Here is a 13634-nt window from a genome sequence, read left to right on the forward strand (position 1 = left end):
TTAACTAGTTTCATTTAAAGTGATGACAAAATAGTTATTTATGATTGCTCATAAAAAATAGGACCCGATTTTGTTTTGTTGCTAGGAACCAATCTGTCAATTACGGGCCACCCTTTTTTCCATTTAATTGGATCAATCATAAGCGGCCTTCTAGTTGCACCATTTGGTAATAATGGATTATTTTTATCAACGGCATGGTAAACCATCCAGTACATACTGTTATCATCTTTAATGATCGCGTTATGGCCAGGACCTGCGAATAATCTTTCCCCCTTGTCATTTGGGAAATTCCCCGTTAATACCAAGGTCCCTCCCCCCTGTAAAAGATCGGTTCCGTCTTTATCTACAAACGGCCCCTTAATACTCTTAGATCGGCCGACCGCTATATTGTAACTGCTATTTACTCCTTCACAGCATGTGCCTCTTGAACCAAAATAATAATAGTATTTATCACGCTTAATCACATACGAAGCTTCAAAGTCATTCCCTGCAATATGAAATGGCTCTCCCACAGTACTTAACCGATTCTCAGATAGTTTAATTCCAAAAATCCCATGAAAACTTCCCCAGAATAAATAGGCTGTACCATCATCGTCTTCAAAAACACATGGGTCAATAGAATTCCCTACACCAATGGATTGGCTATCAAATAGTTTCCCTTGGTCTTTATATGGCCCCTTAGCAACGTCTGAAACAGCAACTCCAATACCTGGATTACTATCCCCCCATACTGACATCGAATAATACAAATAATAATTTCCATTAAAAAAACGAATATCGGGTGCCCAAAGTGAGCCTGTACCTTTCCAATCGGGTTTATTTTCAAAGGCCTGTCCGACATACTTCCAATTCACTAAATCTTTGGATCGAACAATTGGAATTAGCCGGCTTCCTTTTTGATCACCCCAATCATCTTCTGTACCAAAAGCATAAAAATATCCATCTTTAGCTTTTATAATCGAGGGGTCAGCGATTACGGGTTCAAAAACAGGATTTTTATAGGTCAATTCTTGTTTCTCCTTTGAAGAACAACTGCTTAAAATCATTGCTAAGCTGATAATTAAGGGAACGAAAACCGACTTCATCAACTGATTCTTCCTTTCTATCAAGCTCATTCTCTATAACTCAACTTGTTTAGTTATATCACTCTCACTTTTTAGAAGAATTCGTAATGTTACCAGTCCCCATGCTGGTACATGAACTGTAATGGTGCCATCCGGATTCACTGCCAGTGGGTGTAAATCTTTTTCCAATAAGTCCATTTTCCATGACTCAGTAACCGCTTTTCCTGGAAATGAAATTTTTGCATTTTGACTTTCGCCCGATATTTCTTGCAGCCTTATCAACCAACCGTCCGACCACTTGGCCTTTTTAATAGTGGTTATGGCAACTTGTTCACAATCAATGGAAGCTAAAATATTTTGTCCATGTTGATGGTATGGCGGTTTTGGGACTCTAAAATCCTGAAAGCTTATACGGTGGCCATATAATGGCTGTCGTTTTTCCCATCCCATTTGGTAGGCTTTCTCTTTTTTAATTTTGGACTCACTAGTGATACTATACTGAAATGAAATCTTCCCTCCTTGTAAGGCCTTATAGTTTGTATTCCAGTAATTATTAAGAACGTAAGAAAATAGACGGCTTCCTGATAAAGTTAATTCTTTGGGCCAATTTCCTTTTACAATATTACCTATACAGAATAAAGGGATATCGGGAGAAGCAATAAACACGTCCATATCAATCCCCTCTACTAGAAAGCCTGTTTGAAGTGGCAGCCATTCCTTACAACCGCCGGGTAATTGATCCTGATCCCAATTTACCCAGCCTAACTGTGAATCTGACAGGGTTTCAGCCTGTTGGACGGATAAAGGAAACGCCACATAAACAGCCTCTTTCTCCAAACGCTCCTCTTTTTCATATTCAAAGGAAACATCGAAACGCTTTATCTTATCTAATAATTTCCACTCAATTGCAATATTTCCAAAAGGTACTTTCCCCGCTATTTTTATGGATTTTCCGTAGGCAAAGGATTGAATCTCGTATTTTTCAATAGAAAAATCATGCAGCAGGTCAACGTGTCCATCTAACAAATCCATCTGGTTTCCAACAAGCCTTGTTCCTTCTCCTCCGTTTGCATAAAGAAATTGTCCAAAGCCCCATTGGTCTTCTACGTCGACAAGTTCCTTTTGAAGCGCTTTATCAAATGCGTTTGTCAGGCAGCCTTTTTCTAAATCTACAGTCAACAGGTAAAAGTTGTTTTCTAGTGTAATGGTTTTTTCTACTACTGTGTCTCCCATTACATTCCTTTTTTCTACCATCTTTTCATTAGCTGTCTCTGTTTCCTTCAGTGCAATCCGGCGATAGCTTAACCCGGGAACTTTCTCCAGCCAAAATGCTACAACCGCCTGTGAGTTAGTTACACTAATTAAACGGGTTGGAATAACTTCTTCTGTTTCCAGATCAACCAACTGTTCCTGATTACCAATTTCAACGATGACTTCACCGCTTACCTTCCAGCTATGAGGGTTGTAAACAACAATTTCTCTGCCATTGTTATTCCAATTTAAACTATGTCTTACCGCTGCCGTATGGAGGAGTCGTTTAGCCCATTGGAAGCCGTCTTTTGCAAAGTGCTCTTTAATCGCCCATTGGTCCTGCTGCAACAGGGCATCGGGATCTGTCCCGCTTAAATAGGCCCCCCATGTATGTTCCACAAATTGCAGATTAGCCCGCCACGCCTGTTCAAATTGCTGCTCAGGGTATTCCCAGCCCTCATGATGTATGACAGCCAGTGACTCCAATTTTTCGGCGGCAGGAAGCATGGCTTGCGCCTTCCTGATTTTGACAGCTGGGACAATCGTTGAACCTACTCCATCCTCCCAATAGGCCCCTCCATCTCCCTTAACTGTTTTAAATGAGCTTCCAAAGTTGGATTCAACATATTCAAAAAATGCATTAACATCACAGGAGATTAAGGTTGGATAGGCATAGGTTTCATTCCATGTTTTTGTAAAATCAAGCGGCTGCGGGTCGATATCAGTATTATCAGCCTCTTGCCCATAAAGCAAAACCGCATCAGGCTGGTATTGATCGTTTTCATACTCATCAAGCCACATTTGCAGCCCCCGTTCAGCCGCACTGTTATTTGGCGGGCTTCCGCAAACCTTACGAAGCTCACAATACATCTTGGATAGCCACACAAGAACCTTGCCTCCACTCACCCCCTCCCAATAGTAAGGGGAATCTTTGTGGAGTCCGCCATTTAATCTGAACGGACCACGGTCTTGATTATTGGCGTGAATCAAATACTTAACTCCTGAACCTTCATAGATTGCGGGCAGTGACCCTGAAAGGGAAGGTACATCGACAACAGCGTTAAAGCAGGCTCTTAATCCTCTTGGTCTTAGTAATGATTCTGAGTACTCCCCGTTGCGAATGAGGTCCTCTAAGGATGCGAACTGGGTTAACAGGTCTACATAGGAGTGCGGGACCCCCAGTCTTCCTGCTTTTATAAAGTTAAATAATTCTTCTATTCTTTCTTTGCTTCGAGTAGCTAGATAAGTTTCCAACACCCAAGATGCATCAATGTGATAAGAAAAAGCGGGAATATCCACTTTTCCCTTCTCTTCTTTTGTTAAAAAATCCACCGCTGTATCGATATTCCTGCATAATCGTTCAGCCACTTCCCACTGGCGATGAGTATAGCCGATATCCGTATGGGAATGAGGGGTGATATAGACCTTCCATTTACGGCGCCGCTTAAGCTTACCCGTTTGATAATAATTCCCACCTATTAATTCATATTCTACGATTCCATCCCCATCACATAGATCAAAGCTAGTGAAGAAATGGCCAAAGCTTTGTTTGGAAATGTGAAAGTCAACCTTTTCTACCCAATTTCCATAGTTTAGTGTTAAAGTTAAATCCGTTTCTTGAATAGGCCCGTTTAATTCAAGATAGACATGACATATTTCAGAAAGTTTCCCACTGCTTGTTTTTTTGTAGAGGATAGAGGGGGCAATTTCCACTTTTCTAATAGCCGTTTTCAACTCTTCATCAAGTTTGGAAAATGTGATAGCTTGATAGATAAAACCGGCACCATTTGCCATACGGTCTAGTCGCTTAATCTTTTCCAAATTATCTATATGGATGACATCACCTCCATCGCGACTTGTTAATACAAGTGAATTTTCCCCTTTAACAAGCAGGTGCCTCGGAATGATGATTTCTAAGAAACCCTCCGAATAGATGGTCGTATGTAAGCCTGAATGAAGGGTGATTTCACCTGTTTCCGATGGCCTTGGGCGGAAATACCCTTGCCCTTTTACCCCATTTATCATTAACTCAAGGTAGGCCAAGCGCGGGGCGATGACAAGATAGTGGATTTTTAAACGGTAACTGCCGCTAGGTACCTCATCCAACAAAAATTTAATCGTATATGGATAGAGTCGATACCCAGCATCCGGGTCGGCCTCGCTTGGATGGAAAAGAGGCCAGTATTGTTCTGAATCTTTGTTTATATGGAAGACATGGTTGTCAAAAAGACTAGGCTGTTTATAATTATCTATTAATTGTTTAGAGTGCCCCGATAGGGAACCAATCGACCACAGAAGAATTTCATCCATCTAACCTGCCCCTTTATCCAAAGATAGGAGGATATCACGAAAGGATTTTGACACATCGCTTTCGGACTTCCTCCATATATTCAACTCATTAAAACCAGACCTTAAATGTCTTTATTTCATATGGTGAAATAGCGAAAGAGAGGGTTTTGTCCTGATAGTCTGCAGGATTTACTTCCTCTTCTATTAAGTTGCATTCGACTGCTTTCTTGATTGGTTTGGCAAATGAAATATTTGTCTTATTACTAAATTGCTTATATTCATAGAAACGGAAAACAATCGAATCATTGTCTTCAGCTTTTTTCACCGTTTCTAACAAAACATGATCACGATCAATTTCTGCAAATTGATAGGCTGGTGGTAAATTCCCCTTCGGATTAGCGCTAAGTTCGGCGGCCATTAGAGGCACATTCAAATGATAAGCCTCTTTTACAATATTCCCCTCACGCCAATCTCCTTTATGAGGTACTAAGCTATAAGTAAATTCATGGATCCCACGGTCCGCTGTTTCGTCTGGACTAACCGATGATTTAAGTAATGTTAAACGGATAACATTATCTTTTATATCATGACCGTACTTACAATCGTTTAATAAGCTAACCCCAAAATTCCCTTCGGAAAGGTCAACCCATTTATGTCCAACTACTTCAAAACGTGCATGATCCCAGCTTGTGTTCCAATGTGTCGGGCGCTCAATATTTCCAAACTGAATATCATAGGTGGCTTTTGTAGAACGGACGTTAACAGGGAAGGCAACCTTTACTAATGTTTGTTTTTCATTCCAGTCCACTTGAGTACGGAAATCAATTCTCGGTGAATGTTTATAAATAGTCAGATATTGTGTAATCGTAGAATCATAGAATTTCCATGTCAATTTAAGGCTGCCACGCACAGGACCAACCTCATGAATGTTAACTTCCGCTAACTGGTCAATTTCCCGCATTTTTTCTTGATAATAGAGATCAATATCCCAAGCATCAAAATTCATGGGCTTATCCTCAAAAGTCTGGAGCACATTCCCCCTGGCCCCTTGAGCGATAACTTCTCTCTCTAACCTTTTATCAAATAAAGATATAATCTGACCTCTATCATTTAAACGAATTTGGTAATAATCATTTTCTAAATAATCTTTTTTTATGACAAGTCCACGATTTTCTAAGGAACGGTTCGAAAGTTTAAAAGTTTTATAGCCTAGCGCTGGGATATTTTTTGCTTGGATTAACACCTTTTTATGGTGTCCATCTTGTATCAATTGTGATGGCAATTTGTTTCCTTCCTCGTCTACAATCGTTGTAGATTCAGTTAGAGCCGCAGAAACAGGCAATTCGATTAAACCATCGCGCTCATAGGAGAGAGAATTGTGCACCACAATGCTATCGTGTTCCGTTTTAATATTTTGCTCAATGGAACTTTTCGCTTCATTTAAAACGCTTTCTGCAATCCTTTTCACTTTCCGGTAATCATCTCGGGCATCCTCATTTACCTGACGGATTGAAGAACCTGGTAATATGTCATGGAATTGGTTCAAGAGCAACATTTCCCAGCCCTCATTTAAGATTTCATGAGGGTAGTTTTGTTCACCGGTAAAATAATCCGAAAGCGTACTTAACCATTCAGCATTATGATACGTAATTTCAACTTGCCGGTTAGCCCGCTTTAACGCGGCCTGCGATGTATAGGTTCCCCGATGATACTCAAGGTATAGTTCCCCGTCCCATACGGGTAGTGCCTTATCTTTTACACGTTCTCTTACACGTTCAAAGTAGGCTTCTGATTTGTCCATCTGAACTCTTGGCAGCCCGGGCAGGTTTTTCATGGCCCTGGCGGATTCAATCATGTCCTTTGTCGGACCGCCGCCGCCATCTCCCCAGCCAAAGGCGAGCAATAATTCATCATTTACTTCCTTCTGCTGATAGGCATCCCAAATTCCCTTTACACTTGCCGGTTCCACCATTCCGTTATATGTATAGGAACGGGCACCAACCTCGGGAGTGGTGATAAAATGGGTAAGTATTTCCGTACCGTCGATTCCACGCCACTGAAACGTATCAAATGGGAATCGATTATATTGGTTCCAGCTTATTTTCGTTGTCATAAAGGTTTCAATTCCGCACTTTTTCATAATTTGCGGTAAGGCCCATGAATAACCAAATACATCTGGAAGCCATACTACCTTCGTATCGACGCCAAATTCTTCCTTCATAAAGCGCTTCCCAAATAGGATTTGCCGAATCAATGATTCTCCATTAGGAATGTTTGTATCAGGCTCAATCCACATTCCCCCTGTAATCTCCCATTCACCCGACGTAATCTTTTCCTTTACCTTCGCAAAGATTTCGGGATAGTCTTCTTTTAAGTATTTATACAATTGGGGTGAAGTATGGAGGTATCTGTATTCCGGGTATTGGCGCATTAAATGGAGAACAGTTGAAAAAGTCCTTGAAGCTTTTTCGCGCGAATGAACCAAGCGCCATAACCAAGCCATATCAATATGTGAATGTCCTAAAGCCGTAACTAATGGTTTTAATTCCTCCATCTCACCAAATTGGTCGACTTTTGACTGTAGAAAATCATAGGCTTCTTGAATAGATTGATAGAAGATTTTTGAACCAGGTTTAATGAAATCCACCTTTAATATCGCTTCATTTAATAATTGAAGCATCTTGGTCCGTCTTAGATCATTCTCATCAAGTACTTTTACTGTATTAACCAATGTATGGGCAAGATAAAAAAACTTCTCCGTTGAGACATCGGCACAGGCAAGCCTCGCCACTTTAAATCTCCGTCGGTCAGGCGGATTTAAAACACCGCTCCATGCTTTTAATGAAATCTGGATTTCCTCGTTCTGTAAAAACTCTGCCGGCAGCCATGCCTCCTCATGCCATACGTCTATTCCTTGTATTGGAATGCCGTTTACATACAGTAAAGATTCGGCCGTTGATCCTCCGCCATCCCGCGGTCCTACTAAAAAGTGCAGGACCAAACGTTCATTTTTCCATTCCTTTGGAATTGTTATAGTGGTGCGGAACCAGGCGGACTTATCATAACCGCCCCAATAATCCCCAATCTTGAAGGTTTCCCAATTACGGTCATCAAAGTCAGGTTTAAAAGCCTCTTTTTCTTCATTTCCAAACTCCCACTCTTTATAGCGAAAGACAGGAATTTCCTTAGTTTCTTTGTAAATATAATTCTTCACTTCTGCTATATGTCTCTCGATTTTTTCAATTGTAAAATACAAACTAAAACCACTCCTTAGTTCAATCGTTTTAGCAGCCCTCTGCAATATGGCACAAACAATGAAGCGTTAATAAAGGCAGCAGGCTGCTGCCTTTTTTCCTTTTCACTCTTTTGCGGCAATTGGAGGTTTTTTACCCTCGTTTATTTCGCGGATAAGCTTAAGGTCAACCTTTGGCTTTCTGTCATAAGTTAAAAGGCCGTTAATTTCCTGTTCTACATCTGTGATTTGGGTATAACAGAACCCTTGAACAAGCGGAGACTCCAGCAAGCTTGAGACAACATTGTAATATCTCTCAATAAAATCATCGTCGCTCGAGGCTGCTGTATATCCCCAGCCTTCCCAATTACTTTTCTGATAGGCGATACCGCCAAATTCAGATACAAAGACAGGTTCTTCCTGATAATGAAATCCAGGAACATATAAAAAGCGGTCTGCAGGAGTATACTGTAATGCCTTTTCAAGCTTGGAATACCGTTGTTTCAATAATTCCTTTTCACCTGTATAATCATGAATGGTTAAGATGTCGGAAACCGTGTGTTCCCATCCATCATTTGATATGACGAGACGTGAAGAATCCAAAGATTTTGTTAAACAATACATACTTAATAAATGATTTGCCTGACGCGGGTCTCTCTTTAACCTTGGAGCACCCCAGCTTTCATTAATAGGTACCCAGGCAACAATTGCAGGGTGATTATAATCACGTTCAACTGCCTCTTGCCATTCCGTTGAAATCCGTTTTACAGCTTGGCTTGAGAATGTATGGCAGTTTGCCATTTCACCCCAGACAAGAATTCCAAGGTGATCAGCCCAATATAAATAACGGGGCTCCTCTACCTTTTGGTGTTTTCTCACCCCATTAAAGCCCATTTCTTTTGTTAAGAGGATATCCTTCTTTATATCTTCATCTGTTGGTGCTGTTAATAGGCTTTCAGGGTAATAGCCTTGATCGAGAACGAGCTTCATATAATAGGGATTATTATTAAGTTCAATCTTCCCGTTGCTTATAGATATTTTTCTCATCCCAAAATAACTTTCTGCTTGATCTAATACTTCATTCTCTGCCTTTAAACAAAACTTAACTGTATACAGATGGGGATGTTCCGGACTCCAAAGTTTCCCGGCACTTTTTTTGAAATCCTTTAACAAAATAGAGTGTTTATTTTTGCGCTGGACGAGATCTACTTTTACACACTCTTTCGCCACCAGCTGATCTTGAAAATAAATATCGATTTCTAATTCTTGGTTTTCGACACGATTTTGAATAAGGTATTCAACTGTGACTTCCCCTGAATCAATATTTGGCGTTAGTTTGACTCTCTCAATATAGGAAGAGTTTACGGGTTCAAGCCAAACCGTTTGCCATATACCGGTCGTCCTTGTATAAAAAATCCCTTTCGATTCCACTTCCCAAAATTGCTTCCCACGCGGCTGTTCCAAGTCTTTTGACAAATCTTCCACTCTTACAACTACTTTATTTAATCCACTTAATAAAGCATCGGTAATATTGGCATAAAACGATGTATGTCCTCCTTCATGGAAGGTGACAAACTTTCCATTTACCCAAACTGTTGCACGGTAATCAACCGCACCAAAATGGAGATGGATCTGTTTTCCCTCCCATTTTTCCGGAATGGTAAATGACCTTTCATACCAAACGACATCATGGAATTCCTTGGTTTCAATCCCACTTAGTTTTGTTTGAAAAGCATAGGGAACCGTAATGACTTGCGAAAAATCATGATTCAGATACCATTCATCTTTTAGGCCTAGGTTGTGATCGTCAAAATCAAAATTCCATTGCCCGTTAAGGTTTAACCATTCATTCCGTAAGAAGTCTGGTCTGGGGTATTCGGGTCTGGGTATAAATTTTGTCATTTTGCAGCTTCCTCCGATAGTAACTTTTTAAGATTAGTAACATTTATCGTTAGACTCTCATACGGATCACGTTCAAATTCCTCTTGCTCCACCGTGAACCATTCAATACCGAATTCATTCCCAACCTCAACTAGTGATTTAATATCAAGTAGCCCATGACCAATTTCGGTTCCCGTCTTTTTACCATTTTCGATTTTCATATCTTTTATATGCAGGGATACTACCCGGTTTTTATAATTGCGAATGATTTCTAATGGATCATGACCGGCAAAGCTAGCCCAATAGCAGTCTAGTTCCATTTTCACTAGCTCTGGATCTGTGTTATCAAATAACAGTTCCAACCCTGTCTGATCCGCAAATGTTTGAAATTCAAAGTCATGGTTATGATAAGCAAAAGTAAACCCTGCTCTTTGGCAGGCTTCACCTATTTGATTTAACACTTCTGCTGATTTCTTATAATCATCACTTGTTAGGCGCATTTCCTTTGGAAGAGCAGGGCAAATAATGAGTTTATTTTGAATGGTATGATGATATTCAAACGTTCTTTCTAATTCATCATGTGAAAGTTGAGGAAGTCCAACATGTGCTCCGGCAACTAATGTTTTGTTCTCAACTAATAAATTCTTTACACTTTCCGCTGGTGTATTATAAAAGCCAGCAAATTGAATTGCCTCATATCCAAGGTCGATCACTTTTTGGAACGTTCCCAAAAAGTCCTTTTCAGCATCTCTCCATACAGAAAATAACTGTAAGCCAACTTTACCCAAGTAAACCCCAACTCCTTATTTAATTGAAAGGGAAGGTAAAAAAACTGACCACCCCTTATTGGATTTTAATTATACAAGGACATTCTTACTTAATTTGACTGCTTCGCCCTTCCTTGCCGATTCATAAAGACCATTGATAATTTGTTGTAGATAGACCCCTTGTCGAGAGGTGCTTAGTGGAACGTTCCCATCTAGACATGCCTCTACAAATCTCTTAAGTTCTAATTCATGATAATCTCTCTTTGGCAAAAGGGTTGGAGTCATGTCAACTAATGTATCGTGTTTCTCTTGATAGATTTTAAGCGGGAAGACATCCGCACCGCCTTTGTCACCCATTAAATTCACATTCATTTCGTCAGCCTTTTCAACATTTGCAGCGAATGCCGATTCCAATAAAATGGAAGCCCCATTTTTAAACGTAATCATTCCACGGGCCATATCTTCAACCGAGAAGTTTTCCCAATCCCATGAACCCATGAGACCCACTCCTTTTTTTGTCCCTAGCTTTTGGTAGGTAACACCAAACACCGTATCCGGTTCTGGATACCCCATTAAATACAGGGCAGTATCCAACATATGTACCCCGATATCGATTAATGGGCCTCCACCCTGTAATTCTTTGTTCGTAAATACACCCCAGCCAGGAATACCACGGCGCCTCATCGCTGTTACCCGTGCTGCATATATTTCACCAAGTTCTCCAGCATCAATAAAGCGCTTTAATACTTCTACTTGTGGCGCATGACGAAAATGAAAACCATAGGTGAGAATCTTTCCAGCGTTTTCAGCTGCTGCCGCCATTTCCGCCGCTTCTTTTGCTGTCATGGCTGGCGGCTTCTCACATAATACATGACAACCAGCCTCTAAGGCAGCCATCGTTGCAGGATAATGAACTTTATTAGGAGTACAAACACTCACCGCATCTATTTCAATTTTTTGAAGCATTTCTTCATAGCTTGAAAATACATAAGGAATATTGTACTCTTCTGCTAATTGATCAGCCTTCTCTTTTATTACATCACATAGTGCGACAACCTCAACCTTATCTCCGCACTTTAAATAGTTTGGCAAGTGTGCACCTCTAGCTATTCCGCCAGCACCAATAATCCCTACTCTTAATGTTTTCGTCATTTTATCCCCCTATTTTTTTACGGTTGATTATATTGATTATTTCTGTTGTTTCCACTCGTCTGCCTTGTACATATGATCGTAATGCGGCTTGATTTATTAATGTTAATCCTTGGACATCCGTTTCGGTAATGGTTGGTACTTTCTCACCGATAATGGAATTTACCCATTGTTCCATTGGCAGTGGAAGTTGGTCTGGCAGAGTTTCAGGGGTATGCCATCCCTCATTTAATTTCTTGCTTTTTATACGAATCTTTGAATCTTCTATTAATAAAGTTCCCTCTGTTCCGTATAATTCAAGCTGGAACGGACTTCCTCCTGAAAGGAACCCTGTTTCAATGATTCCTAAGGCACCGTTTTCATATTCGACTATCAAGGCAGCATTATCGTCCACATCAAATCCGGCTTGTTGTTGTAATCGAGCGCTTACCGCTCTTACCGGCCCTCCCAAGCGATTGGTGAGATAAATCGGATGTGCTCCAAGGTCAATAAGAGCACCACCTCCGCATTCCTCTTTATTAAAAAAGTGCTTAGGCAGCCATCCGTTTGGATTTCCCTCCGTCGGGACGGCACCATTATGTGCTAACCGGCAGCGAACAGTGGTTAATTTACCGAGTAAACCACCGTCCAATACTTGTTGAGCATATAAATAGTAGTTCTCGGTTAACCGCGGTAGGGAAACCATCAATCTAACATTATTTTTCTCTGCCGCTCCATAAATCTCTTCACATTCTCCCACGGTAAATGCCAGTACTTTTTCAGTAAAAATGTGTTTCCTGTTTGCGGCAGCAAGCATGATGATTTCTTTATGAAGATTAGTCGGTGTATCTACAATGACTGCATCAATTTCAGGATCAGTTAAAACCTTCATTAAATCCTGTTCAAAAGGAACCGCGAGCTTTTGGGCCCATTCTATCCCTCGTTCGATATTTTCATCCCAGACTACTTTAATCTGAAGATGTTTATTCGCATTCGCCTGACGGGCATAATCATCCGCATGGACATGCCATTTGCTTAATAATGCAACGTTTATCATGAAGTACCCCTCTCCTACTTTAGAATATTTCTCCATGTTCCGACCTTTAGTTAAAGCTCTCACCAGATAATGGGGCAACAATCACCTCAACACCTGTATCTTCTATTTCCTTTAGGATTTTTTTATCCGTCAGGTCACTTGTTATAAAAATATCTGTTTCTTCAAAATCACAAAAAGTGGTTAATCCAGCTTTTTCAAGTTTGGTGTGATCTGCTACAACAACAATTTTTTGTCCCGCTGAAACCATACCCCTTTTTATTTCGGCTTCATATAAATCAGAACTTGTGAATCCCTGTCTAAGAGAAATACCAGATGTACCTAGAAAAACAAAATCTGCACTGTATTTTTTCAGTTCTGTTTCCGCCTGGGGGCCAACCAGACTCATTGAATTCCTACGCAATTTCCCCCCCAGCAAATAGATGGATGCCGTTTCATCTTTGCTGCATTCTTCTGCAATATTTATGGCATTTGTAATCACCGTTAGGTTTCCATTGGCAGGCAAGTGCTGCCCGACAAACCATGTTGTGGAACCCGCATCCAAAATGATAATCTGCCCTTCCTTTACTAGACTTGCAGCTGCCCTTCCGATTACTTCCTTTTCACGGGAATATTGAAGCTTCCTTTCATCAACAGGTAAAATGACAGGTATATAGGGAGAATCTTCAATTAAAATGGCACCGCCATAGTTTTTCTCTGCAATACCCGCTTTTTCTAATTGAACTAAATCACGACGAATCGTCTCTTCGGATACATTCAGCAACTCAACTAAATCAGATACTTTTACACTTTTATTTTTAAATAACAAATCTTTTATAAGCTTACGCCGTTCCGCCACCATCATGTTATATATTTCCTCCTGCACTCTTTCTCATGAACGAGCTATTTCTTGTCCTTGTCTAATTATTCGTATTAGGAAAGGGCTAAAAAACCCGGAAGTTCTCAACCTGATTTATAGGTTATTATTC

At 40.4% G+C, this 13634-nt stretch carries 8 protein-coding genes; all 8 read right to left on the minus strand.

Annotated elements, in window-relative coordinates:
• Positions 1-38 precede the first annotated feature (38 nt).
• The 8 genes from V7077_RS13545 to V7077_RS13580 all read right to left on the minus strand — a co-directional run bounded on the left by V7077_RS13545 (position 39) and on the right by V7077_RS13580 (position 13510).
• The gene (locus V7077_RS13545) at positions 39-1085 is read right to left on the minus strand and encodes a family 43 glycosylhydrolase (protein WP_335502348.1); all 1047 of its coding nucleotides are present in this window, start codon (positions 1083-1085) and stop codon (positions 39-41) included.
• 33 nt (positions 1086-1118) lie between these two features.
• Entirely contained in the window at positions 1119-4625 is a 3507-nt protein-coding gene (locus tag V7077_RS13550; RefSeq protein WP_335502350.1) for a glycosyl hydrolase-related protein, read from the minus strand.
• Between the two features lie 88 nt (positions 4626-4713).
• A complete protein-coding gene (locus V7077_RS13555) occupies positions 4714-7860 on the minus strand; it encodes an alpha-mannosidase (protein WP_335502352.1) in 3147 nt (1048 codons plus the stop codon).
• A gap of 102 nt (positions 7861-7962) precedes the next feature.
• Positions 7963-9738 carry a glycoside hydrolase family 2 protein gene (locus V7077_RS13560; protein WP_335502354.1) on the minus strand — a complete coding sequence of 592 codons (1776 nt, stop codon included), beginning with the start codon at positions 9736-9738 and terminating at the stop codon, positions 7963-7965.
• Positions 9735-10505, minus strand: coding sequence for a sugar phosphate isomerase/epimerase family protein (locus V7077_RS13565; protein WP_335502356.1), 771 nt, complete (start codon positions 10503-10505; stop codon positions 9735-9737). Before V7077_RS13565 ends, V7077_RS13560 begins: the two co-directional genes overlap by 4 nt.
• Positions 10506-10574: 69 nt before the next feature.
• The gene (locus V7077_RS13570; RefSeq protein ID WP_335502358.1) at positions 10575-11636 is read right to left on the minus strand and encodes a Gfo/Idh/MocA family protein; all 1062 of its coding nucleotides are present in this window, start codon (positions 11634-11636) and stop codon (positions 10575-10577) included.
• Position 11637: 1 nt separating this feature from the next.
• On the minus strand, positions 11638-12669 hold the full coding sequence (locus V7077_RS13575) for a Gfo/Idh/MocA family protein (RefSeq protein ID WP_335502360.1): 1032 nt from the start codon (positions 12667-12669) through the stop codon (positions 11638-11640).
• A 46-nt stretch (positions 12670-12715) separates the two neighbouring features.
• On the minus strand, positions 12716-13510 hold the full coding sequence (locus V7077_RS13580; RefSeq protein WP_335502362.1) for a DeoR/GlpR family DNA-binding transcription regulator: 795 nt from the start codon (positions 13508-13510) through the stop codon (positions 12716-12718).
• Between the last annotated feature and the right edge of the window lie 124 nt (positions 13511-13634).

The sequence above is a fragment of the Neobacillus vireti genome (assembly GCF_036962465.1).
Classification (GTDB): Bacteria; Bacillota; Bacilli; order Bacillales; family Cytobacillaceae; genus Neobacillus; species Neobacillus vireti_B.

Bases quoted from the DNA above. Each gene is read 5' to 3' on its own strand.
- V7077_RS13575 (WP_335502360.1), bottom strand. From the start codon at position 12,669: ATGATAAACGTTGCATTATTAAGCAAATGGCATGTCCATGCGGATGAT.
- V7077_RS13560 (WP_335502354.1), bottom strand. From the start codon at position 9,738: ATGACAAAATTTATACCCAGACCCGAATACCCCAGACCAGACTTCTTA.
- V7077_RS13570 (WP_335502358.1), bottom strand. From the start codon at position 11,636: ATGACGAAAACATTAAGAGTAGGGATTATTGGTGCTGGCGGAATAGCT.
- V7077_RS13550 (WP_335502350.1), bottom strand. From the start codon at position 4,625: ATGGATGAAATTCTTCTGTGGTCGATTGGTTCCCTATCGGGGCACTCT.
- V7077_RS13580 (WP_335502362.1), bottom strand. From the start codon at position 13,510: ATGATGGTGGCGGAACGGCGTAAGCTTATAAAAGATTTGTTATTTAAA.
- V7077_RS13545 (WP_335502348.1), bottom strand. From the start codon at position 1,085: ATGAAGTCGGTTTTCGTTCCCTTAATTATCAGCTTAGCAATGATTTTA.